Origin of the sequence: Peribacillus sp. NPDC097225 (assembly GCF_044761955.1) — a bacterium.
GTDB lineage: Bacteria > Bacillota > Bacilli > Bacillales > DSM-1321 > Peribacillus.
The window spans coordinates 14,655-38,876 of the sequence record NZ_JBIWDJ010000007.1 but is presented as its reverse complement, the minus strand read 5'-3'; the positions used below and the strand labels follow the sequence as shown (position 1 = coordinate 38,876).

The 24,222-nt window shown below is 44.5% G+C and carries 25 protein-coding genes; 15 read left to right on the top strand and 10 right to left on the bottom strand.

Features of this window, described 5'->3' with window-relative positions:
- Window positions 1–107: 107 nt before the first annotated feature.
- On the bottom strand, window positions 108–533 hold the full coding sequence (locus ACIQXH_RS17065; RefSeq protein WP_402871457.1) for a universal stress protein: 426 nt from the start codon (window positions 531–533) through the stop codon (window positions 108–110).
- Between the two features lie 161 nt (window positions 534–694).
- On the opposite strand from ACIQXH_RS17065, the gene ACIQXH_RS17060 reads away from it, so the two are divergent.
- From ACIQXH_RS17060 to ACIQXH_RS17035, 6 genes are all read left to right on the top strand, one after another.
- On the top strand, window positions 695–1,075 hold the full coding sequence (locus tag ACIQXH_RS17060) for a MerR family transcriptional regulator (RefSeq protein WP_402959310.1): 381 nt from the start codon (window positions 695–697) through the stop codon (window positions 1,073–1,075).
- 32 nt (window positions 1,076–1,107) lie between these two features.
- The gene (locus tag ACIQXH_RS17055) at window positions 1,108–1,875 is read left to right on the top strand and encodes a 3-hydroxyacyl-CoA dehydrogenase (RefSeq protein ID WP_402871453.1); all 768 of its coding nucleotides are present in this window, start codon (window positions 1,108–1,110) and stop codon (window positions 1,873–1,875) included.
- Window positions 1,876–1,929: 54 nt separating this feature from the next.
- On the top strand, window positions 1,930–3,075 hold the full coding sequence (locus ACIQXH_RS17050; RefSeq protein ID WP_403124900.1) for an acyl-CoA dehydrogenase family protein: 1,146 nt from the start codon (window positions 1,930–1,932) through the stop codon (window positions 3,073–3,075).
- Between the two features lie 25 nt (window positions 3,076–3,100).
- Window positions 3,101–4,258, top strand: coding sequence for a thiolase family protein (locus ACIQXH_RS17045; RefSeq protein ID WP_403124897.1), 1,158 nt, complete (start codon window positions 3,101–3,103; stop codon window positions 4,256–4,258).
- A gap of 90 nt (window positions 4,259–4,348) precedes the next feature.
- On the top strand, window positions 4,349–5,914 hold the full coding sequence (locus tag ACIQXH_RS17040; RefSeq protein WP_403124894.1) for a fatty acid--CoA ligase: 1,566 nt from the start codon (window positions 4,349–4,351) through the stop codon (window positions 5,912–5,914).
- Window positions 5,915–5,996: 82 nt separating this feature from the next.
- Window positions 5,997–6,188 (top strand): hypothetical protein, encoded by a 192-nt coding sequence (locus ACIQXH_RS17035; RefSeq protein WP_402871442.1) that lies wholly within the window; start codon window positions 5,997–5,999, stop codon window positions 6,186–6,188.
- 257 nt (window positions 6,189–6,445) lie between these two features.
- On the opposite strand, the gene ACIQXH_RS17030 is transcribed toward ACIQXH_RS17035, so the two are convergent.
- The 3 genes from ACIQXH_RS17030 to ACIQXH_RS17020 form a co-directional block, all read right to left on the bottom strand.
- Window positions 6,446–6,631 carry a YfhD family protein gene (locus ACIQXH_RS17030; RefSeq protein ID WP_402871439.1) on the bottom strand — a complete coding sequence of 62 codons (186 nt, stop codon included), beginning with the start codon at window positions 6,629–6,631 and terminating at the stop codon, window positions 6,446–6,448.
- A 112-nt stretch (window positions 6,632–6,743) separates the two neighbouring features.
- Window positions 6,744–6,866: a YfhE family protein gene (locus ACIQXH_RS17025; RefSeq protein WP_402871438.1), complete on the bottom strand. Its 123-nt coding sequence runs from the start codon at window positions 6,864–6,866 to the stop codon at window positions 6,744–6,746.
- 53 nt (window positions 6,867–6,919) lie between these two features.
- Window positions 6,920–7,828: a TIGR01777 family oxidoreductase gene (locus tag ACIQXH_RS17020; RefSeq protein WP_403125022.1), complete on the bottom strand. Its 909-nt coding sequence runs from the start codon at window positions 7,826–7,828 to the stop codon at window positions 6,920–6,922.
- Window positions 7,829–7,952: 124 nt separating this feature from the next.
- Between ACIQXH_RS17020 and recX the strand changes: the two genes are divergently transcribed.
- Together recX and ACIQXH_RS17010 are read left to right on the top strand one after the other, a co-directional pair.
- Window positions 7,953–8,750, top strand: a complete 798-nt coding sequence (recX, locus tag ACIQXH_RS17015; protein WP_402871436.1) for a recombination regulator RecX — start codon at window positions 7,953–7,955, stop codon at window positions 8,748–8,750.
- Between the two features lie 73 nt (window positions 8,751–8,823).
- Entirely contained in the window at window positions 8,824–9,135 is a 312-nt protein-coding gene (locus tag ACIQXH_RS17010; RefSeq protein ID WP_402871434.1) for a YfhH family protein, read from the top strand.
- 42 nt (window positions 9,136–9,177) lie between these two features.
- On the opposite strand, the gene ACIQXH_RS17005 is transcribed toward ACIQXH_RS17010, so the two are convergent.
- Window positions 9,178–9,333 carry a small, acid-soluble spore protein K gene (locus ACIQXH_RS17005; RefSeq protein WP_402871431.1) on the bottom strand — a complete coding sequence of 52 codons (156 nt, stop codon included), beginning with the start codon at window positions 9,331–9,333 and terminating at the stop codon, window positions 9,178–9,180.
- Between the two features lie 113 nt (window positions 9,334–9,446).
- Between ACIQXH_RS17005 and ACIQXH_RS17000 the strand changes: the two genes are divergently transcribed.
- The gene (locus ACIQXH_RS17000) at window positions 9,447–9,713 is read left to right on the top strand and encodes a YfhJ family protein (protein ID WP_402871428.1); all 267 of its coding nucleotides are present in this window, start codon (window positions 9,447–9,449) and stop codon (window positions 9,711–9,713) included.
- A gap of 61 nt (window positions 9,714–9,774) precedes the next feature.
- Here the strand turns inward: ACIQXH_RS17000 and ACIQXH_RS16995 are convergent, their stop codons facing one another.
- Window positions 9,775–10,752, bottom strand: coding sequence for a metal-dependent hydrolase (locus tag ACIQXH_RS16995; protein WP_402871425.1), 978 nt, complete (start codon window positions 10,750–10,752; stop codon window positions 9,775–9,777).
- Between the two features lie 200 nt (window positions 10,753–10,952).
- Here ACIQXH_RS16995 and mutY point away from each other — a divergent pair, with 200 nt between their 5' ends.
- The gene (gene mutY, locus ACIQXH_RS16990) at window positions 10,953–12,065 is read left to right on the top strand and encodes an A/G-specific adenine glycosylase (RefSeq protein WP_403124890.1); all 1,113 of its coding nucleotides are present in this window, start codon (window positions 10,953–10,955) and stop codon (window positions 12,063–12,065) included.
- A gap of 111 nt (window positions 12,066–12,176) precedes the next feature.
- On the opposite strand, the gene ACIQXH_RS16985 is transcribed toward mutY, so the two are convergent.
- Entirely contained in the window at window positions 12,177–12,401 is a 225-nt protein-coding gene (locus tag ACIQXH_RS16985) for a hypothetical protein (protein WP_402871421.1), read from the bottom strand.
- Window positions 12,402–12,465: 64 nt separating this feature from the next.
- On the opposite strand from ACIQXH_RS16985, the gene fabL reads away from it, so the two are divergent.
- The 5 genes from fabL (at window position 12,466) to ACIQXH_RS16960 (ending at window position 16,612) form a co-directional block, all read left to right on the top strand.
- Window positions 12,466–13,215: an enoyl-[acyl-carrier-protein] reductase FabL gene (fabL, locus tag ACIQXH_RS16980; protein ID WP_403124888.1), complete on the top strand. Its 750-nt coding sequence runs from the start codon at window positions 12,466–12,468 to the stop codon at window positions 13,213–13,215.
- Window positions 13,216–13,285: 70 nt separating this feature from the next.
- Window positions 13,286–13,462 (top strand): gamma-type small acid-soluble spore protein, encoded by a 177-nt coding sequence (locus tag ACIQXH_RS16975; RefSeq protein ID WP_402871417.1) that lies wholly within the window; start codon window positions 13,286–13,288, stop codon window positions 13,460–13,462.
- A 279-nt stretch (window positions 13,463–13,741) separates the two neighbouring features.
- Window positions 13,742–13,996, top strand: a complete 255-nt coding sequence (locus tag ACIQXH_RS16970) for a YgaB family protein (RefSeq protein WP_402871412.1) — start codon at window positions 13,742–13,744, stop codon at window positions 13,994–13,996.
- A 226-nt stretch (window positions 13,997–14,222) separates the two neighbouring features.
- Window positions 14,223–14,753 (top strand): nucleoside tri-diphosphate phosphatase, encoded by a 531-nt coding sequence (gene ntdP, locus ACIQXH_RS16965; protein ID WP_402871408.1) that lies wholly within the window; start codon window positions 14,223–14,225, stop codon window positions 14,751–14,753.
- Window positions 14,754–14,866: 113 nt separating this feature from the next.
- Entirely contained in the window at window positions 14,867–16,612 is a 1,746-nt protein-coding gene (locus ACIQXH_RS16960; protein ID WP_402871405.1) for an ABC transporter ATP-binding protein, read from the top strand.
- A 500-nt stretch (window positions 16,613–17,112) separates the two neighbouring features.
- On the opposite strand, the gene ACIQXH_RS16955 is transcribed toward ACIQXH_RS16960, so the two are convergent.
- The 3 genes from ACIQXH_RS16955 to ACIQXH_RS16945 form a co-directional block, all read right to left on the bottom strand.
- Complete coding sequence (locus ACIQXH_RS16955; protein ID WP_402871402.1) at window positions 17,113–18,033, bottom strand: EamA family transporter; 921 nt, start codon at window positions 18,031–18,033, stop codon at window positions 17,113–17,115.
- A 267-nt stretch (window positions 18,034–18,300) separates the two neighbouring features.
- On the bottom strand, window positions 18,301–19,392 hold the full coding sequence (locus ACIQXH_RS16950; protein ID WP_402871399.1) for an FUSC family protein: 1,092 nt from the start codon (window positions 19,390–19,392) through the stop codon (window positions 18,301–18,303).
- Between the two features lie 301 nt (window positions 19,393–19,693).
- On the bottom strand, window positions 19,694–24,166 hold the full coding sequence (locus ACIQXH_RS16945; protein WP_403124885.1) for a glutamate synthase-related protein: 4,473 nt from the start codon (window positions 24,164–24,166) through the stop codon (window positions 19,694–19,696).
- Window positions 24,167–24,222: the final 56 nt, after the last annotated feature.

Below are 24,222 nucleotides of genomic sequence, written 5' to 3'. Positions count from 1 at the left end.
GGTTTGTAAAATAAGAATCTCTTTGCCGTTTACATCCTATTGTCAAGCTAGCAGAAAAGCTGGTCTCAAGGAGCCCAGCTTTTTTGAAAACGAGTCGTACTATGTAATCACTTAACCAATAAGACGGGTACCGGGGAGTTCTGCACGATATAATGACTGACGCTTCCCAGGAATTCCTTGAACCCGCTTAAGCCGCGGCTACCCATGATGATAAGGTCGCAGTTTTGGGACTTCGCATGTTCCAATAACGTTTTGATGGCGGAGCCTTCCACGACAAATGTCTGGGTTTTATTCGGAATTTCCGATAATAGCGCATCCGCTTTTGAGATGACTTCTTCTCCATACTTCAGCATGGATTCCTCGATTTCTTGAAAAGCGTTTCCATATATACTTGGATGAATCGGTAGCGTTACAGCGTGTATCGCATGAATTTCAATGGCTGGATCCAGCTTGGCTAATTCAATCGCTTTTTCCAAAGACTTGAGAGCTAATTCAGATTCGTCATAGGCAACTAGTATTTTCGAGCAGATCATGTTGATCCATCCCTTCATTTACAAGAATATATCTTTAGTATAACAGGTAAAACGACCCTTTTCTTTTGATTCATGAAATTTTATGAATATTTGTTGAAGTTTACGTTAACGTCAATGGTAAGATAAAGGTAAATAATCCCTTTGTAAAGTGTGGTTATAGGATGTACACGATTTCTGAGTTAGCCAAAGAGTTTGAATTGACGACGAGGACGCTGCGTTACTATGAGGAATTAGGCATGCTAAAGCCGAGGCGGACCGAAACAGGGAACAGAGTATATGGAAAGAAAGAATTCGCACAGCTTAAAATCATCATGCGTGGCAAGAAGTATGGGTTCTCTTTAGATGAAATAAAAGACATTGTGGTCCTTTTCGAGCAGGACAGAACAGGGGTCAAGCAACTGGAGAGAACGATAGAAAAAGCGGGACAGAAATTAGAAGAAATCAATGAACGAATGAGGGAACTTGATGAATTGAAGCGGGATTTTGAATATATGATCCATGATTTTAAGAAAACCCTTCATAACTTGAAGGTTGAATCATAAGCTTCAAAAACAAAGGGAAAGAGGTGGAGGACTTGAATATTCAAGAGACAGTGGCAGTAGTGACAGGTGGGGCTTCAGGACTGGGTGAGGCAACGGTGCGAAACATCATCCATAAAGGCGGGAAAGCGATCATCCTTGATCTCTCGGAAGAAAAAGGGGCCAGGCTGGTCGAGGAATTAGGGGATTCCGTCCTGTTCATTAAAACGGATGTGACGCAAGAGGATAGTGTCCAAGCCGCCATGGACCAAGGAATCGAAACATTCGGGACGATTAACACGGTCGTCAATTGTGCGGGGATTGCCATCGCCGAGAAGGTCGTCAGCCGAAAAGGCACACATGAATTGAAAGCGTTCTCAAAAGTGGTGACGGTCAACTTAATCGGCACGTTTAATGTCATACGTCTCGCAGCGGAGAAAATGGTCCATAATCCGATGAATGAAGAGGGCGAACGGGGCGTGATCATTAATACGGCTTCCGTAGCTGCCTTTGAAGGCCAAATCGGGCAGGCTGCTTATAGTGCCTCAAAAGGGGGAATCGTCGGCATGACCTTACCGATAGCAAGGGATCTTGCTTCTTTTGGCATTCGGGTCGTCTCGATCGCACCGGGCTTATTTCATACACCGATGTTCGATTCGCTTCCGGAAGAAGCGAGGACCTCCCTTGGGAAAACGGTACCGTTCCCTTCAAGGCTCGGCTATCCAAACGAATACGCGAAGCTAACGGAAAGCATCATAACCAACCCGATGCTGAATGGGGAAACGATCCGGCTGGACGGGGCCATCAGGATGTCACCAAGGTGACCATGACACCGGAGTAATGATAGAAGAAGAGAAAAGAAAGAGGAGCGAGAACAGATGAAGCATTCTTACTTAACAGAAGATCACGAGATTTTCCGTAAATCATTACGGAAGTTTTTAGAAAAAGAAGCGGTTCCACATTATGAAAAGTGGGAAGAAGAGCGACTCATCCCACGGTCATTCTGGGAGAAGATGGGCGAGCAAGGCTTTCTCTGTCCTGATCTTGATGAAGAGTTTGGTGGGTCAGGAGTCGATTGGGGCTTTGGGGTCATCATCAATGAAGAACTTGAAAGGGTGGGCTCGGGATTAATCGGTTTCGGGCTTCATAGCGATATTACGGTACCCTATCTTTCCACCTATGGAACCGAGGAACAAAAAAGGCGCTGGCTTCCTGCATGTACGACAGGGGAAAGGATTACGGCTATCGCCATGACGGAACCGGGGACGGGATCGGATTTGGCCAATATTAAAACGACGGCGACTTTGGATGGAGATCATTATGTTCTTAACGGGCAAAAGACATTCATCACAAATGGCATCCATGCTGATTTGATTATCGTAGCTTGTAAAACCGATCCAAATGCTGTTCCGAAGCATAAAGGCGTTTCATTGATCGTAGTGGAACGAGATGCACCCGGGTTCTCACGGGGAAGGAAGTTGAAAAAGCTTGGCCTGCATTGTCAGGATACAGCAGAGCTCATTTTCGAGGATTGCCGGGTGCCAAAGGAAAACCTGCTTGGTGAAGAAGGCAAGGGATTCACCTATTTAATGGAGAAACTGCAACAGGAACGCCTTGTGGTCGCAATCTGTGCCCAAGCTGCATCGGAGGACATGCTTGCGGATACAATCGAATACGTGAAAAGCCGTGAAGCATTCGGCAAATCGGTGAGCCAGTTCCAGAACACGCAGTTTAAAATAGCCGAGATGGCAACGGAAATCAAAATGGGCAGAGCTTTTCTGGACCAACTGATTGCAAACCATATGGCAGGGGAAAACGTTGTAACCGAAGTGTCGATGGCGAAATGGAGATTGACGGAAACCGCCAGGAAAATCTCCACGGAATGCATGCAACTTCACGGTGGCTATGGCTATATGGAAGAATACAAGATTGCTAGGCGCTACCGGGATATACCTGTAGCAAGCATTTACGCAGGAACCAATGAAATCATGAAAAAAATCATAGCTAAGAATCTTGGCCTCTAAAAAAGAATGGAAGGGAAGCGATTAGATGCGTGAAGTGGTTATTGTTGAGGGGATCCGTACACCGGTTGGCAGAAGGAATGGGGTCCTGCGGGACTTTCGTCCTGACGAATTAGCTGGAGAAGTGTTAAGGAAACTGGTTGAAAAAGCAGGAATCGACCCAGCCATCGTTGAAGATGTCATTTTAGGCTGTGTAACACAGGCCGGGGAGCAGGCTGGAGATATTGCCCGTGTGGCTGCCTTGATTGCCGGTTATCCGATTGAAGTGCCAGGAACGACCATCGACCGTCAATGCGGATCAAGCCAGCAGGCTGTTCACTTCGCTTCCCAAGCCATCCTATCAGGCGATATGGATGTGGTCGTAGCGGGTGGTGTGGAAAATATGTCCCGTGTTCCGATGGGATTCAATTACCAAGGCGCGACTACGAGCCAAAAGTATGTTGACAACTATGAGGTGATCAACCAAGGACTTTCAGCTGAACGAATCGCCGAAAAGTGGGAAATCACACGCGAGGAATGTGATGCATTTTCCGTTGAAAGCCATGAGAGGGCAATACGCGCGCAAAAAGAGGGCTATTTTGACCGGGAAATCATTTCCGTTACAGGTACGGATAAAGAAGGCAACCCGATTGACGTCACGGCAGATCAAGGACCAAGAGCTGGAACGACGGTAGAGGTCCTATCTGGACTGAAAACCGTTTTTAAAGAAGATGGATTGATCCATGCCGGGAACTCGAGCCAGATCAGCGACGGGGCTGCGGCCTTACTGTTAATGGAGAGAAGTAAGGCAGAAGAACTTGGTTTGAAACCACGTTTTAAAGTGCATACGCGGGTGGTTGTCGGCTCAGATCCGACTTTGATGTTGACGGGTCCGATTCCGGCTACGCAAAAGGCTTTGGAAAAGTCAGGTCTTTCCATCGAAGATATCGATATCTTTGAAGTCAACGAAGCGTTTGCACCTGTACCTCTTGCTTGGTTGAAGGAAACGGGCGCAGACCCGCAGAAGCTGAATCCAAACGGAGGGGCAATTGCCCTGGGACATCCCCTTGGCGGAAGCGGTGCCCGCCTGATGGTATCCATGATGCATGAACTGGAAAGGACAGGCGGCCGTTATGGACTGCAAACGATGTGTGAAGGGCATGGGATGGCCAATGCAACAATCATCGAAAGGTTGAGTAATCGGTAAATTCACGTGAAGGTCAAGTTTGGATGAAGTAGAAAGCTGTCATCATCAGGAATCCCCCGGATGATGGCAGGTATTGGAGGAGGAAAAAAGATGTCGGTTACGATTAACACCATATTCGATCAGACGGTTCAAAAATTCCCCATTAAAGAAGCTATCTACGACGTGAGAAGGAATGCCCGATATACATACATCCAGTGGAACGACAAGGTGAATAGACTGGCGGCTGCGCTCCAAGCAGAAGGTGTCCAAAAAGGAGACCGGGTTTCTACTTATTTATATAATAATGAAGAACTGGCCACCGCGTTTTTTGCCTGTGCCAAGATTGGGGCTGTCTTTAATCCAATTAACTTTCGATTGATGGCAGAAGAGCTGGCCTTCATCATCAGTGATGCAAAGCCAAAGGTGCTGATATTCGAGGAGGAGTTGCAATCGTCCGTGGCGGCGATTGAAAAACGTTTTCCAAGCATTGCTTTCTGGTTCATTGATAAGAAAGTTCCTAGCTATGCCAAGAGTTATCAGGAAAAACTGATCCATGCATCTTCCACACCGGTTGATGTAGCCGTGGATGAAAATGATGTCTATGCCATCATGTATACGAGCGGGACGACAGGAAGACCTAAGGGAGTGATCCATCTTCATAAGGATATGGTCGAGCAGTCAGCCATAATAACAGAGGCGATGAGATATGAAAGTCAAGACGTCGGTCTGATTACCGCACCCATGTTCCATTGTGCCGAATTGCACTGTTCATTTTTACCACGCGTTCAGGTCGGAGCTAAGAATGTGATTATGCATCAGTTCAATCCCAAGCTGGCACTTGAGCTGATCGAAGCGGAAGGAATCACCAAACTATTCGCAGCCCCGACGATGTGGAACATGCTGCTTCAGGAGAACCTGGAGAACTATAATATTCAAAGCCTCAAGCTTGGATTGTACGGGGCAGCCCCAATGGCCCCGACGCTTGTGCTCGCTTGCCAGGAAAAACTGGGCATCCAGTTCATCCAGGCTTACGGGATGACCGAAATGGGTCCAGCCATCACCTTGCTGCTGGAAGACGACCAAATCCGGAAAGCCGGTTCAGCCGGCCAGGCATGCCGTGGCCATGAAATCGTCATTGCCCGTCCGAATGAAGATGGGCCAGCGGATCCCGATGATGCCATGGGTCCTGGGGAAACAGGGGAAATCCTCGTGAAAGGACCTTGCATCATGCAAGGGTACTTTCAAAGAGAGCCAGAGACGGAAAAAGCGCTTCATAAAGGGTGGTACCATTCCGGGGATATCGGTTTCCTTGATGAAGACGGTTTTCTATGGGTCAAGGACCGGGTGGATGATATGATCATTTCGGGTGGCGAGAACGTTTACCCTCGTGAAGTGGAAGATACCCTCTATGAACATCGGGGGGTTCTCGACTGTGCCGTGCTCGGTCAACCAGATGATAAATGGGGAGAAACGGTGACGGCGTTTATCGTGGCGAAAGATCCATCGTTAACTGAGAAGGATTTAGAGGATTGGTGCAGGAATAGCATAACGCTAGCTAACTATAAGCGTCCACGACGATATATTTTCTGTGAGGAGCTGCCGCGAAACGCAAGTGGCAAAATCCAGAAATTCATGCTTCGCAAACAGTTGGAAGAGAACGTCGTGGAAGAACAATAATTTGAGGATTCCCCTTAAAATAAAAATCCGAGTGGCCGATAAAATAAAGGACAACATGAGAAAACATAATGGGGGGAACAAATTGAGTAAGTCATTTCGAATTGCATGGCATGCGGTCGTCGATGAACATTCCATTCTCGAAGGACGCAGTTTAGTGAATGCCGAAAGCGATCAAGCTGCCGCAAGCAAATTGGTTTATGAAAAATCCACAGAATACCGTCTAAGGCAACAATGGGTGATGATCGATTCATTAGTTGAATTAGTGAATGAATAAGAAAAGGAGACTCCAGTCATAGGAGTCTCCTTTTAAATGTTATCCACATGTAAAAAGCTTACGATTCAAGGAATATAGCTTGTTATCCACATTATCCACAGAGTTATCCATAATTTACATTATTTTCATATAATCAAGAGGTGCGTATTACCCATTATTTATCGGTATATTCAGAAAATATACACAATATTAACAAGTCTGTGGATAAGATGGTGTGTATAAGAGGAGGCTGCTGAATAAGCAGCCTCCTCTAAACGCTATGATTTACGGTTATGGGCTCGACGGTCAGCGGCATTGGCGCGCGCTTGAGCCTCCATATCATCTTGGTCGGCTAGTTCGGTAGAAAATTCGACATCAATTCCGTCACTTTTAAGGTTTTTGGGTACCTGTGGCAGTTTTTGTTTGTTTTTATCCCGATTATGGTGAATGTTATTTCGTCCCATGTTAGCGCCCCCTCGATGAAAGTAAATAAGCTGGAAATGATTTGATTTAAATCATCTCCAGCTTATTGTGTGTTGAATGGTAGATCATCATGTACGGAAAAAAGCGCCAAACTTAACGACGGGGTTTCTTTTCTGTAAAACCGCCGGCTCGATCTGCTTGTTTGAATTCGCGAGAGTAAGTGATCTCTTGCATGCTTGTTAGGAAACTTTTTTCTTTATCCGTTTTTTTCGCCATTTAGATCATCTCCAATTCATGTGATAATCCTATTTTTTCCCAAATAACTTCAATCATACATGTAAAATATCTTCTAGGGCCATTTTAAGAGTGGGAAAGGAGAATGTGAATTCCTCCTTCATTAGTTTGCTTGGTAGGACCTTTTGCCCTTCAAGGACCAGGATGCTCATTTCGCCGAGTGCGGTTTTTAGAAGGAATGGAGGGACCGGGAACCAGTGAGGCCGTTTCATGACGGCGCCAATCGTTTTACCGAACGTATCCATTTGAACGGGGTTTGGCGCTGTGAAATTGACTGGTCCCTGGATATTCTTTTCCTTCATGCAAAAAGAAACCGCACGGGCGACGTCTTGAATATGAATCCAGGAAAGCCATTGGGTGCCTTTGCCGATTTTTCCACCGCCGAAAAGTTTGTAGGGAAGGGTCATCATGGGGAGTGCCCCTTTTTTTTTCCCCAGGATTACGCCAAATCTTGTGAGGACGACACGTTCGCAGTAGGGGCTGGATTTCATCGCCTCTTTTTCCCATAGCTTGACGGTGCGGGCCAGAAAGTCCTCCCCGATGGAATCCGATTCCTCTGTAAAGGTTTCCTGGTCGGATATGCCATAGTATCCCACTGCGCTGGCATTGATCAGGCACGGGATTTTTTTCGGAAGCTTAGAGAGGATCCGGTTCATTTCCTTGGAAGCCTCGACCCTGCTTTCGACAATCGTCCGTTTCCGTTCCTGTGTCCAACGGCCGCTATTTAATGATTCGCCGGCTAGGTTGATGAACACATCAAGATCTCCCAACTGTCTCTCAGGGCTTGATCCTGCGCTCAGCCAGCCTACGTAATGAATATGCTCTTGCTTATCATATTTATTTGGATGCCTTGTCAATATATATAATTCATGATTTTCTTTTAATAATTCGTCAATAAGGGCAGAGCCGACAAAACCGCTTCCACCGGCAATGGCTATTTTCATGAAAATCACATCCTTTTTCTGTCTTTCCTTCACTGTAACACGCTCGGGTTCTTTTTTCATTTTTGGACGTGCTTGTCTAGAAAAGGTTCACAGAAACGGGTAAAGTAAGAAGGGGGTGGAAAGTATGCCGAACATAACGAAAATAACGACCCAAAAGAAAAGAACAGACCGTTACAATATATTTGTCGATGAAAAATATGCGTTCAGTGTGGACGAAGAGGTCCTTCTGAAGTTCCAGTTGAAAAAAGGCACGGTACTCGATGATTTGCTTCTTGCCGAAGTGCAGTTTCATGATGAAATACAAAAGGCGTTTACCGATGCCCTCCATTATTTATCCTACCGCATGCGTTCAGAATCGGAAGTCCGCCTGTATTTAAAAAAGAAGGATATCGAAGAACCGATTATAAAAGAAGCGATACATAAGCTGTACAGCTTTCACTATCTCGACGATCTCGATTTTGCCAAGGCATATGTCCGGACGCATGTGAACGGTGGCAATAAAGGACCAATCACGCTAAAGCAGGAGCTGAAGGAAAAAGGGATTCAGGATAAGCTGATCGAACAAGCTTTGTTGGAATACCCCCACGAGATTCAAGTGGAGCATGCAAGAAAGCTTGCCGAAAAGTCGATCAGGAAAGAAAAGAATATCTCGGAACGGGCATTACAGCAAAAAGTGGAACAAACATTAGCCCGTAAAGGATATCCCCGGGACATCATACACGAGGCCTTGGAAGAGGTGGGCGTGGAAAAAGACGAGGATGAGCAATGGACCTCGCTTACGCATCATGCCGAAAAACTTCAACGCCGTTACCGGAACTATGAAGGCTTTGAGTATAAGCAGAAGATGAAGCAGGCACTATATCGAAAAGGGTTCCCCATCGAATTGATCGACCGCTATTTGAACGATTCTGATGTCGATTAAGGTACATGCATAGCCAAAACGCATAATTTTGTTTAATATAGAAGTACATATTATTAATTAAGGAGCCTTATATATGAGCGAGGTAAGATATAGCACGATGTCGGATTACGAGCTGCAGCAAGAAATTGCCACACTGACGGAAAAGGCGAGAAAAGCCGAGCAACTGGGAATGGTCAACGAATATTCCGTATTGGAACGGAAAGTGACCATGGCTAAAGCCTATCTGTTAAATCCGGATGATTTTAAAAAAGGTGAAATTTATCAAGTTGAAGGCGACCCGGGTGTCTACTTCAAAATTGATTATATGAATGGCGTTTTTGCCTGGGGATACCGTTTAGGTGGAAGTGGGAAAGAGGAAGCGTTGCCCATTTCGATGTTGAAATAAAAAAAGGAATCGTGACGAACCCGATTCCTTTTGGTAGTATCTTTATTCCGTTCTTTCGCTTGAAGCTTTCATACGTTCTTGTGGATGTGTATTGATGCTGCCATCCGCCCGTTTTGAAGCATATCTCGCCTTTGCGCGAGGTTCGCCTTGGAATTTATTATTGTTTTGGTTAGGAAAACCTTTTTGTTTATTTCTCAAGTTTTTCTCCTCCAAGCATTAGAATAAGTAAAAAAGTGTTTCTGTTCTCTACTAGTATGGGTAAGGAACAGTAAAATTCAGTCTGTAAAAATATTGGCAACGGGGTGGTTTAGATGAATGATTACCATGAAAGATTAACCAAGATTTTGCTCGAGAAAAATGATCACATAACGTATGAGCAGGCTCTAACTTGGGTTGAATTATTATGGGAAGATTTCGAGGCGACCTATGCGAAAGCGGGACATGAATATGCGGGCGAAGAAATGACATCACGAGTTGTCCAGACTTGGATCGACAACTACGGGGAACGATTCCACGAATTCATTGCAAAAAATCCTAAATATAAGCATTTACTGGATCAACAGAACCAAATTCATTAAAAAAAGCTGATTCCATTGGGGATTTCCCCCTCGGAATCAGCCTTTTTTTCTTATGAAGGTACTACAAAATGATATTCAATTTCTTCTTGAGTTTCGCTTCACTAAAGATCCAGCCGGTAAATGAATTCAAGATATTCAAGTCATCGTCTAAATGAACAACGGCGACAAAAGGATAATAACCGTTGCTGCGGTACCTTAAATCGATGAACCGGACTTCATAATAATCCTTGTTCTGCTCAATTTCCCATCTGTAGACGGGGGAAAAAGAGAGAAAGGCTGCCAAATTGATATCATGCTTGGCGGCTTCAAGAACTTTGCTTTCAGGAAGCGGGATTCGATCAAACGTATCAAGAATCGTCACGTAGCCTCGATCAGCCCGGGCCACATAATAATGCTTTTCGGCAGTCACGGCTATTCTCCAGCGGTGATAGCTCATCGTTGGTGATAAGAGAATTTTCCGGGCACCGGGAATCTGCTGTCTGACTGCCCTCTTTACGAATGCTCTTTCCCTGAAACGGGCGAGATAATAAAGAACGAGTATGGCATACATCGTCAGAAATAGATAACCAGGGGGAAAACCATATCCCCATAATATCAAGCCGCCAACATGGATCCCGAAGATGAACGGGTCGAACGTATTGATGACCCCAAGTGCCACCCAATTCGAGGAAATGGGCCGTAGCGCCTGTGTCCCATAGGCGTTGAAGATATCGACGAAAACATGCAGGAATACGGCCAGAAATGTCCATAGCCATAAATGAAGGTAATTCGTCTCAGGCATGATCATGTAAAGGGTGCCACTGATAAGCAGGGGCCAAAGTAACACGGCAGGAATCGAATGCGTGATTCCCCGGTGATTTCGTATATAAACAGCGTTATTTTTTAATTTTAGAATGGTGTCGATGTCAGGAGCTTGCGAACCCAAAACCGTACCAGCCATTACCGCACTGAAAGTAATGGGGCTTTGCGCAATAACAGGATCTAATGTGGCAAGTCCTCCAAGAGCAATCCCCATGACAAAGTGAGTGCCTGTATCCAAAGCAAAACCTCCCTGCCACAATATAGAAAAATATGTCTTCTTTCCATCATACCGTATTTATATATTATCAATCAAATGAATATATTTGACTTTCTTACCTTGCCCCTTACAATAAAACGAAATGAGTGCCTGTTAAAAAAGAATGCCCATTATGGTGTATTCCCTTTTTTAATAAGAGTTAACATCTTTGGAGGAACAAAATGGAGAAAGAAATAATGATCCCAACCATAGAAAAAGTAAATATTGAAGCGTTTCAGAAAGATTTGGTCAACTGGTTCCTTGAAGAACAAAGGGATTTGCCATGGCGTGAAAATAAGGATCCATACAGGGTATGGGTTTCTGAAATCATGCTGCAGCAAACCAGGGTGGATACCGTCATCCCGTATTTTAACCGGTTTATGGACTGGTTCCCCACTCTTGGTGAATTCGCGGTTGCCGATGAGGAAAAGGTATTAAAAGCGTGGGAAGGCCTTGGTTATTATTCAAGGGTCCGCAATCTGCATAGTGCCGTCCAGGAAGTCCAAGCATCCTATAATGGGATAGTACCGGATAGCCCGGAGGAAATCTCGAAACTGAAGGGTGTCGGACCTTATACGGCCGGAGCGATCCTAAGCATTGCCTATGGAAAGCCAGAACCGGCCGTCGATGGAAATGTCATGCGTGTGTTGTCCCGGATCTTGATGATCTATGAAGACATCGCTAAGCCGAAGACGAGGAAAACCTTCGAGGTTGCCGTACGCAAGCTAATTGACCCCAATCATACGTCTGAGTTCAATCAGGCCCTGATGGAACTGGGTGCACTCATTTGCACGCCAGGCAAGCCAGCTTGCCTGCTATGCCCTGTGCAAAGCCATTGCCTGGCATTTGAGGCGGGAGTACAGTCAGAGCTGCCGGTCAAGATCCAAAAGAAAAAGTCGCGTGACGTACCGATCGTGGCTGCGATTTTGACGAATGAAAAAGGTGAATTCCTCATTCATAAGCGGGCGTCGGAAGGCTTGCTTGCGAACCTTTGGGAATACCCGAACTTCGAGATTCACACAACCCTTCAACATAAACGGGAATTTTTTGAGGCGCGTTTTCTTGAGACTTACGGTAGCAAACCGGAACTAATCGATTCGCTCGTCAAAATTGAACATGTCTTTTCCCATCTGGTATGGAAGATGGATACGTATACCGGAGTGGTGAAGGAACCAATCGGTGATGACATCTTAGCGGAAAATCAGCTGAAGTGGGTGAGTAAAGAGGCGATGGAGGAATTTGCATTTCCAGTCTCTCACCAAAAGATGATGAAAGCCTATAACGATAGGGGCTAATTCAATTTTGCCTTATGAAGAAAAAACTGCTTAACGTAAATATATTTTAGAATGAACTCAACAAAGAAGATGCCGAAAAGCTTTGCTTTCGGCATCTTTCTTAAATTCAAGTCAATCGTAGGTTGTCTCGGTACCATGAGTGTAATCGGCTTCCTGCCTTTTCAGCCCGCCCCTTCTTTCGATTTCTTGAACGATTTCCTTATGGATACTCTGTCCTTCTTGGTTCAAATAAGGTACCATTTGTTGAAGGGAGTGATGAAAATAGGCAAGCTCGCTATTTTCCCAATCCGATTTCTCCATCATGGACAACTCTGTCATATCTCGTCCAACATACATAGACACACACTCCTTTTTTATTCGTTATACTTTAATGTTCACTCAGAAAGGATGGAATAAACATATGGAACAAAAAGTAGCACTCGTTACAGGTAGCAGTAAGGGTCTAGGAAGAAGCACGGCATTACGGCTTGCAAAAGAAGGGTACGACCTTGTTATTAATTATGCCCGGAGCAAGTCCAAAGCATTAGAAGTAGCTGCTGAAATCGAAGCCATGGGGCAAAAAGCGCTTGTCGTAAAGGCCAATGTCGGCGATGTCGCAAAAGTGAAGAACATGTTCGCCGAAATCGATGCCCATTACGGGCGTTTGGATGTTTTCATCAATAATGCGGCATCTGGCGTACAGCGTCCTTTAATGGAGCTTGAAGAAACACATTGGGACTGGACCATGGATATCAATACGAAAGCCCTTTTATTTTGTGCCCAGGAAGCGGCAAAGCTAATGGAAAAAAACGGCGGAGGGAAAATTGTCAGCATCAGTTCACTCGGGTCCATTCGCTATCTGAAAAACTATACTGCAGTCGGAGTATCAAAGGCTGCGCTCGAAGCATTGACAAGGTATTTGGCCGTTGAATTGGCACCAAGAAACATTTGCGTCAATGCGGTTTCAGGCGGTGTCATTGATACGGATGCCTTAAAGTCATTCCCAAACCGCGAACAAATGCTTGCGGAAGCCGCCGAACAAACACCTGCAGGACGGATGGTCGAAGTGGAGGATATGGTGAACACGATTCTCTTCTTGATAGCGGATGAATCAAGCATGATCCGTGGTCAAACGATTATCGTCGATGGCGGAATTTCCCTGCTTGTTTAAGCAATTGGTAAAAATTAGCCGGATAGCCCACGGTGATGATGGATACCTTATTACCGTGGAGGTGATATCAATGGCTAATTACAAAAACAAAACACAATCAGGTACTGACATTCAACAAGTTAAAAAACAAAACGCGCAATCTCAACAAGGCCAAGGCCAATACGGTACAGAGTTTGCGAGTGAAACAAATGTACAAGATGTGAAACAACAAAATCAAAAATCCCAAAGCAAAAAAAGCCAAGGGTAATTGAACTCCAACCACGACCAGGCATCCTTCTTATGAAGGGTGCCTTTTTATTGTGATCATTTGCCATGGAAAACCTATACCTTAAATTGATGTTAGTTCCACTTCACGCTTGGCGCCCTTGGTCCCGTTTTAATCTTGCCTGCCCAGACGAATAGATGAAAGGGGATTTTGTTAAAATTTAGAGAAGGGATAAGTTTTAAATTAAATGTAAAAGGAAATACTGTAAATAAATAGAATATACATACTATGGGAAAAATACAGATGTAGGATGGTGCAAATATGGAGGAATTTAACCGGCTCATTAACGCCCAGTTGAAAACGATGGAACGACTTTTATATGTACAATCCGAAATCGAAAGATATCAAGATATAGAGAAAAAATTCCTTGCGAATCAGGAAGAAGATAAAGCGGTCACCGTTCAAGAGGAAATTCAACATAGAAAAATGGAATTGAAGACGATTCATGAAACGTTCGAGCGGCAAACGGAGGATGTCATTCGATGTTATCAACAGGAACAAGCGGCAGTTCAATAAAAACATTGGCTAATTTTCAGATGAGAATGAGGAAAAAGATTGCTTTTTTTAATCTTTTTACACATTTTTACTGTAGATTAGCCTCTTTTGTTTTAAATTTCCGAATAAATCGCTATAATATAGGAATATAGGGTAAATGGAAAAATGTATATAAACGAATCCACACGATTGTAACGGAATAGGGCACAGTACGTTGAAGGTGTCTATAGAAAGTAGGGAGAGATAAATGGGGATTGTTCCTGCTGAAGGAGGAAAAATCCAAATCCAAAGCTATAAACATAATGGACATATCCATCGTATCTGGGAAGAAACCACCGTCTTGAAGGGAACTCAAAACTTGGTGATTGCGGCCAATGACCGAACGATCGTGACGGAATCTGATGGTAGGACCTGGATCACAAGGGAACCGGCGATTTGTTACTTTCATTCAAAGTATTGGTTTAATGTGATTGGCATGTTGAGAGAGGACGGGGTGTATTACTACTGTAATATCAGTTCTCCGTTCACATACGATCCCGAAGCACTGAAATACATTGATTATGACCTGGACATCAAAGTATTCCCAGATATGACGTTTAATTTGCTGGATGAGGATGAATATGAAAGACATTCGAAAGAAATGAATTATCCTGAAGCTATCGATAAAATACTAAAGCAGAATGTAGACTATCTAATATATATGATTCGCCAGAGAAAGGGACCATTCTCAGCGGAATTCATTGATAGTTGGTATGAACGTTTTTTAACGTATCGATAACAGTGAGATGGCCTGCTGCTAACATTGCAGGCTTTTTCTTTTGCAGATGGTCGGTCGATCAAGGGTAATAGGGTATAGTAAGAAGAGAAAATAGATGAAAATGGAGGGACCCCGTGGGCAGCATTAAGAGATATATGCAATTCGTTAAGCCATATAAATGGCAGATTATCGGGACAGTCTTCATAGGTCTGTTAAAATTCGGAATTCCACTGTTGATTCCTTTATTAAGTAAATATGTTGTAGATGACATCATTAATGGAAATCTGACGACAGAAGAGAAAACCGAACACCTCCTGTGGGCGATGGGCATCATGGTATTCATTTTCGTGGCAATAAGGCCTCCAATTGAATATTACCGACAGTATTTTGCCCAATGGACCGGAACGAAGATTTTATATGATATTCGCAATAATTTATTCACTCATGTACAAAAATTAAGTTTTAAATATTATTCCAATACGAGGGTGGGCGAGGTCATCTCAAGGATGATCACCGATGTCGAGCAAACGAAGAATTTTGTGATTACGGGCCTGATGAACCTTTGGCTCGATATCGCCACCATCGCCATTGTCATTGTGATCATGTTTACGATGGATGTGAAGCTGACGATCGTCTCGATTCTCATGCTGCCTTTTTATGCGTTTTCGATCAAGCATTTCTTCGGCAAGCTTAGGATCTATACGAGAGTACGGTCACAAGCTCTGGCCGATGTGCAGAGTCATCTTCACGAGCGTGTCTCGGGGATGTCTGTCATCAAAAGTTTTGCGATAGAAGACCGCGAGCAGGAACTGTTTGCGAAGCAGAATAAAAATTTCCTCGATAAGGCACTCAAGCATACAAGCTGGAATGCAAAATCGTTTGCCGTCGTGAATACGATTACGGACATTGCCCCATTACTGGTGATTGGCTTTGCCGGATATCAAGTCATACAGGGGCAGCTGACACTCGGAACGATGGTCGCCTTCGTCGGGTTCATAGACAGGCTTTATAATCCTCTACGTCGCGTAGTCAATTCATCGACGACGATGACGCAAACATTGGCTTCCATGGACCGGGTATTCGAGTTCGTGGATGAGAAGTACGATATCGATGATGCACCGGATTCAAAAGAACTGAAGCATGTGGACGGACGGATCACCTTCAAGGATGTCTCGTTTGCTTATGACGAGAAGGAGGCACCTGTTCTAAAACATATCAACCTGGATGTGTTGCCTGGCGAAACCATTGCACTTGTCGGCATGAGTGGTGGGGGAAAATCCTCCATCGTCAGTTTGATTTCCCGGTTCTATGATGTTACGGAAGGGGCCGTTTTACTGGACGGAACCGATATCCGGAACTATCAAGTTCGAAGCTTGCGCGATAAAATCGGGATGGTGCTGCAAGATAACATCTTATTCAGTGAATCTGTGAAGGCCAATATCCTGATGGGGAAACCCGATGCCACTGACGAAGAGGTATTTGCAGCCGCCAAAGCAGCTAACGCCCATGAATTCATTATGGGATTGAAAGAAGGCTATGATACGAAAGTGGGCGAGCGGGGCGTGAAACTTTCAGGTGGCCAAAAGCAACGGGTAGCCATCGCCCGGGTCTTTCTAAAAAACCCACCGATCCTTGTCCTGGATGAAGCAACATCGGCCCTTGACCTGGAAAGTGAACATAATATTCAAGAAGCCCTTGATATATTGGCGAAGGACCGAACCACGATCATCGTGGCGCACCGTCTCTCCACCATCACGCATGCCGATCGAATTGTCCATATCGATAACGGGGAAATAACTGAAATCGGCTCACACGAAGAACTCATGCAAAAACAAGGTAATTATTATAAACTCTTTCAGGTGCAGCAATTGGATAACTGACATCAAAAAAAGATCATCTCGCTGTTGCGGGATGGTCTTTTTGATCATTTTGGAATACATAGGATGCAGATGAATTTCGAGGCAGAGTATTCTAATAAACTTGTGAAAAATACCATACAATTAGTTAATAAAGAGTATCGAAGGGGAGTTATACAATCATGCAGCGGATAAAATTTATGGTTAGACATTTCCTGAGAGAGCCATTGTGGTTTAAAATTCTAATCTTTGTAACTTTGGTGATTTCCGTTGTTTTTAGCAGTACTCTTTTTTCAGATCATGCTTATTTCAAAGGTTTTGCCAAATTAGCCGCTGCCATCTTCTTTAGTGCCTACGGATTTAATATGAGAAAGAATCTCAAAATTTCGGTTCTTTTCTTTACGTTAGCATGTATATGTCTATTATTATCCATCAAGGCATTATACTGAAACGGCAAAAAGGATAGCTGAGGCAAATAATAGTTGCTTCAGCTATCCTTCTCTTTTTTTCGTATGAATGTTACATTAAGAAACCCTTTTTTCGTGCAAAGGCTTTTTCTTGGTATGAGTCTTTTTCAACAAATACTTTAAATACTCCGGCAAGGCGATTCCGACGATAATCAAGAACATTCCAAACCATTGAAGGGATGTTACGCCTTCTCCAAGGAAGATGACGGAAACGACCATCGCGGAAGGCAATTCTGCGGCACATAGGATCGTCCCCAGGCCGACGCCGACTTTCGGCATACTGACGGCAAAGAAAAAGAAGGGAACCACAACACCAAGTGTACCGAGCAATAGACCGAATTGCCAAAGGTTGGTTTCGACAAGATTGGTGGCAAGCGTTACCGGATTGGTTGTGAATACCGCAGTCAGCATGGCACCTGTCGCAATGAAAAACAAACGTTTCATCGAGGGCTCTTCAACGGCGAACTTAGAGTTGCAGAACATGTAAAGAGCAAAGAGCAAGGCAGACAGAAGCCCGAATAATACCCCCGTCAAACTAAGGGCAGAGAGAGGCTGGCCAAAGATGGCACCTGCAAATAATGTCCCGATAAAGAGCAAGCAGATGGCCAGGACCTTGCTTCGATCTGGACGTCTTTTGTTTATGATGCTTTCAATAAGGACACCAATCCAGGTGAACTGAAATAAAAATACTACGGCAATGGAAGCCGGAAGCTCCGCAACAGCCACCGCGTAGGCTTTTCCGACAAAAGCGGACATCATCCCAGTAATGGCAAGCAAACCGGCATTTTTCCAAGAAATTTTATATTTAAACGAAAAAAGGAACAAAACGGCGACGATCAGCCATCCAATCAAATATTGACTGCCGACTAGGTCCCCGGAAGAATGACCATCCTTGAATCCGAATTTCATCATGGTGGATAATGTGCCGTATGAGATGGAACCAATTAAAACCATTATAGAATACTTCAAAAGTTGCATGTTTTTTCACCCCTAAAAAATAAAAATCGCCACCTGCCTAGATGGCAAGTGACGAACGAAAAAAGGAAATCCTTTTAAAATTCCGTCTCTCAGCAAGTGCTGAGTTTAAACATTATTGTTGAGTTATCTTAGCTTAATTCGTTTGTGAATAAATGTCAATGGGGAATGATATTTTCTATATAGTTAGACTATTCACATATATTGGAGAGAAAATGTTGGGAGCCCAACATAAAAGAAGAGACGGTTATCTAGTGAGCCGTCTCTCTATTAATCTTCTTCATATTGGATAGACACTTCATTCTCATCTTTATGGAAGGATTGGAAGCTGACAATCAGCTTTTCGAGATGCTCCAATTGTTCGTCATACTCAATGATGTAAGAAATCAATGGAACAAGGCGGGCAGAAAGATGCCCGAGGTCATCATGCATTTCGTCGACTTCGTTTTGTTGCTCAAAGAAGAGGGCAAGAAGGTCTTTGCGGCTGAGGGAACCCTGATCCCAATCATCGATTTCCTCAATGTTTTTGATTTTTTCGATATGCAATAAAATCAGCTGCTCATGCTTACGTATGAGGGAATCAAGATGATGTAAAATCGTCTTCTGGAAGTCTTCAGGCATATGATAGATTTCATTCTCGAATTTATGAATCCTTCTCAAGGTCTCAAACGCCTTTTTCGTCGTGATGATCATTTGACGATACACGACAAGCTTCCTTGATTTAGCTACACTTTTCTTTTTGAAATATTCACGTTCTTCTTTATACATGGAATAGATATGCTCTAAATCAAGCAAATCTTCTTTTAATCTGCTAATATCCTTTTTTAATAAGGTATGTTCTGTAGCATGCCTAGTGCTTATTCGGATCCATTTCAAAATATCTTCTGTCACATCGGTTATGCGCGTATATAGCTTTGCCTCATACTTTGGCGGGATGAAAACGAGATTGACAATAAATGAAGCAATAATCCCAAGTAAGACGGATGAAAGACGCACAAATGCAAAGTTTAAAAATTCTCCTTCTTGGCTTTCCATAATGGCAATAACCGTCACGATGGAAAGTACGATCGTCTTATCCATTTTCAATTTCAGATTTATCGTAATGACTACCATTACGGCCAATCCGATAATGAAAATATCATTACCAAACAATAAAACGAAGGAAATGGCGACTAAGGCACCGATGATATTTCCTTGAATTTGTTCCAGCACCGTCTGGTAAGAACGATAGATGGTGGGCTGGATGGCAAAAATAGCAGCAATCCCAGAAAGGACAGGAGCAGGAAGATTAAGCAGTTCCGAAATATAAAGCGCTAAAACAATCGCTATTCCTGTTTTGAGAATGCGGGCACCAAACTTCATATATAGGTAAATCCTTTCTTTGTGATGTTATTGTTCCTGATAAGAAGCTCTTTCTTTATACAGGATATTCGTAAAGTTGTATTCTAACTTATATGTTAGTACTTTACACTAATTTTTAATGTTGTAAACAAAAAGTAATGGAGCGAAGCAGCCGTAAAAGTAATTATAAGCTTTTTACGGAAGGGAAAAAATGAAGATTTTATGACATATGTAAATGAGGTGCTTTTTTCCCCTGGCTGTGGGGAGTTACAAAGATGGAAAAAAGCTAATGTCCTGTAAAAAGACATTAGCTTTTTTATCATCACTCGGTTGATACAGATGGATCTGCTTGTTCCTTAACGGGAACAACTTGAAGGAAGTGGTTTCCCGGATTATGGAGCAAGGCTCCAAGAGAGGCTGCTTCCTCTTCTTGCCCTTGCTCTTTTAAAAGGGCAACGTATTTGCCAAGGAGCTCATTCACGTCCTGAAGTCCTTTTTTGGAAAGGGATTCAATCGACACTTTCGCACCCTTCGCAATCCTTCTTTGGATAACTTCTTTCGTTAGGCCGACTTCCGGCTGAAGCCTTAAATAAACGACACCGCCGGTCATGCCTGCACAAATCCATGGACCCGGATCCCCTAGAACCAATCCTCTGCCATTTGTCATATACTCAAATGCAAATCCCTTGATGTTCGAGGTTACCGCAATATTGCCATGTTCATTTTCTGGAATCGGCTTTTTCACTAGGCCACCGATAATCATGTCGGCACCTGAAAGCCGGATTCCCGCCCTTGCATCGGCATCACCTTGGGCGATAAGGAGTCCGTGCTGTGCCCCATACCCGAAACCTTTACCGACAGAGCCATTGTAAAGGTTGCCATCTTTGCCCTGTGATTTGAAAATGGCGATATTCCCACCGATTGACGTTTTGCCGATTCCATCCTGGGCTCCTCCATTTACGCTAATGGTGATTCCCTCGGTGTTATAGGCACCAAGGCCATTACCAGGGATGGAACCATCCTGATAGGAAAGATGAACGGGAGGCAGATTCTTATACGAACCATCCAATCTGTTACGGACGCGGTGACACGAAACACGGCTACCAAGGACCCGTTGCTCGGAAGTGATGCCGCTATAACTGCGGGATTGCTGTAATTCTTCAACATGTGAATCGAGATATTCCGCTCCCACCGCCACCTGTAGGGAACTTTCATTCAAATAAGCTTCTTTTTCCCTATTGGAGAATGGCGTGATATCAAGGTTCTTTAATAAATAGGTCAGATCCAGCGATTGTTGGCCTTTCACTTGCTCAAGCAAATCAGAGCGACCGACGATATCCTGAAGGTTCTTCACGCCCAGTGATCCAGTCAGGGTTTTTAGCTCCTGGCCGAATGCCGTGAACATATTCGTCAATCCTTGTACCGCCAAATCAAATTTTCGAGGAACAAAGCGGCGCAATCCATGTTCTTTTGCCTGTGCTTCCGATTCGATTTGGGTGGCAATCCCGACATGGCATGTATCCAGGTGACAACCACGGCATGTTGTACAGCCAACGGCAATCATCGATAGGGTACCGAAACCAACGCGGTTGGCCCCGAGCAACATCAATTTCAGGATATCCATCGAGCTTTTCAATCCACCGTCAGCCCAGATTTCGATGTTTTGCCGAATCCCGGATTCAAGCAACGCATTATGGGCGGCTTTTACGCCGATTTCGACAGGCAGACCTACATGTTCAAGGGCATGAATCCGTGCTGCACCCGTTCCGCCATCAAAGCCGGAAAGCGTGATGATATCGGCACCGGCTTTGGCAACGCCGACGGCAATCGTTCCGATATTGGGAACAACCGGTACCTTGACGGCCACCTTGGCTTTGTCGTTGGCCGTTTTCAGCTCATGGATCATTTGCGCCAAATCTTCAATCGAATATATATCATGGTTATTGGAAGGGGAGATCAAGTCAGAACCGATCGTCGCATTCCGTGCTTCCGCAATTTTTGCCGTAACCTTCGAACCGGGAAGATGTCCGCCTTCACCAGGTTTTGCCCCTTGCCCAATCTTAATTTCCAAGAGATTAGAAGAGTTCAAGAGTTCGGCGTTGACACCGAATCTTCCGGAAGCAATCTGCTGCCCACGTGATTTCGGGTATTTTCCGAGCATATCCTTAATTTCCCCGCCTTCGCCATTCATACTGATCATGCCCAAACGGTCTGCCGCTTCTGCGTACGCTCGGAAAGCTATTTCATTTTGCGAACCGAATGACATGGAGGCGATGACGAAAGGCAACTCCTGATCGCCAATGGATAGACTGACATCTTCGGCTGGGACAGGTGTGTCTGACAACTTAAGTGATGTCAGGTGACGGATTGTCGTCGGGTTTGATTCTTCTTGCTCCGTGATCTTTTCACGATAGGCGTCATAATTTCCCGTGGAAGCGACTTCGCCGATGGATTTCCAAATCCGCGGGAATAGATGAAAGGTTTTACCCATCCGTTCTTTTTCATTATCATAATCTAATGCACGCTGGATGCTATCCTCTTTGATTTTGTCAAAATCATAGTCTAAATGGTTTGCTCCGAAGAAATTGGCCACATTCAAATAAGAGGCAATCTCCTCATGTAACCCAATGCTTGAGAATAGCCGGCCATAGCCGCGCAATTCATGAATCCCGATGGTGGAGATCACTTTTTCCAGTCCTTTAGTCAACGAGTTATATAGATTCATAACGCCTTTCAGGTCCCCGGAAGATAGTGAAAGGAACATGAAATAGGGACTGATCAAGTTGGCACCGAGGCCATAGGCAACGATGATATCATGCAGTGACCTTAGGGATGCAGAACGTAACAGGATCGAGCAATCGCGGCGCTTGCCGGAATTGACCAATGCTTGATCGACAGCTGACGTGACAAGATGAGGGTCAAGCCATAGGTTCCCGTTTTGATGAGCAAGGGCATCATCGAGGATGAGCAGCGTTTTCCCGGCATCGACCGATTTTACGGCTTCATCCGTTATCCTTTTTAACGCTTCAGGGATACTCTCCTTTTCTGTAAACGTGCTTGAAATGAAATGTGCCAGTTTTTGATCCTGGTTGTGACGGACAAATTGATCATAGCTTGGTTGTGAAAGGGTGGAGGAGCATTCATACCCTGTCAGTCCCTCGATTAATAAAGGTGTCAGAAGTTCGGTAACGTGACCGGCCTTCTTTGCTTCAAATAAAGAAGGACGTCTTCCAATAATGGTTCTCGTGGAAAAGTGCTCGGTTTCCCGGTCCCGGTCGATGGCTGGATTGGTTACGACGGCGACGCTTTCCTTAATGAAATCCGACAGGTTGGTCCGCTGTGGATTAAGGGCGGCAAGCGGTGCGTCATGACCCAATGAACGGATGGGTTCTGCACCTTTTTCAGCCATCTGCTCGACTAATTGAACGTGCTCCCTTTCCCAACCGAATGCCTTATATTGTCCGTTATGAATGGCCTGTGGCTGCGTCATGGTGATTACCTTCTCGAAAACTGGTGGCTGCAGGCGAACGAGGTCATCGGAAAGAACAAAACGTTCATTGAAGCGCTCATACACTTTCCCTTGATATTCTTTATAGTTATATAGTTCAATAAGGTCGCCATTCCATTTTAACCCGACCTTTTCCCCTGGTCCCATCGGTCTTGGGTCTCCCGTATATTCTGAAGAGGGGATGATCCCAGGCTCGGAAGTGAACATATAGGAAGAAGCCGTCTCGATATTCCAAAGCGGACGAAGGCCTAACGAGTCTACGGAGAATACGGCTTCATCTCCGAATCGGGAGATGATTCCAGCTGGGCCTTGTGCAAAATGCCCCCATGCTTCCCTTAGATACGTATAAAGGTTCTGCAAATGCTCAGGGTATTCCTTGATTTCGTTGATGATTGGCGGAAAAACCAGGTCGATTGCCTCGAATAAAGAGTAGCCGTGACGGCAGATGAATGTTTCAATCGTTTTATTCAAATCCTGGGAATCACTTCCATCTTTAGCAATCGGAACCCCGATCATTTTGGCTTCATCACGCAATTTGGCAATGGTATTGATTTCGCCGTTGTGTCCAAGGACACTGAATGGCTGCACACGGAAAAAACTTGATAGAGTATTGGTGGAAAAACGGTTATGGCCCAGTGTCATAGTTGAGGCTGCAAGGGGGTCGGCAAGATCATGATAGTAGGCAGGGAGTGTATCTCCGGCACCCATTACTTTGTAGATGGCATGATGCTGGCTTAAGGAAGCGACATGGATGTAATCACTATTTTCGATGTCGGACGTCAACTCGAAAAGGATGTTGGTGAGTTCCTGTTGATTGTTAGTCGTGGATGAACAGGCAATTTGCCAGAACACAGGATCTTCTTGGATGGCAATCGGGCCCAAAGCTTCAGAGCGGTATGCTTTATCCGTTTCAAAAACGAGCGATAGCCCACGTTTCTGCAACTTTTCTTTGACTTCGGTTTTTAATTTGCCTGCATCTGTTTTTCTGCTTAAAAATAGGTGACCGACTATGAAATCATCTTGATCGACGATGCCGGAATCGATGTTTTCCTTTTCAAGTTTCTTTTTCCAAAGAGCACGTGGAATATCAATATGGATACCGGCGCCATCGCCTTCGCCATTGATGAATCCGCAACGGTGATTCATCTTAACCAGTGCATCGATGCATGCGAAAATGTTCTCATTGGTGGGGATTTTCTTTTTTTCGATACGGGCTACGATACCGCAGGCATCATGTTCTTCTCTATAGAATTCTTTGAATGTAGCAGGTGTCCATTGTTGATTCATATGTTTGGCGTCAATAAGGATAACCCTTATTTGCTGCCGTTCACCCCCTGTGGCTT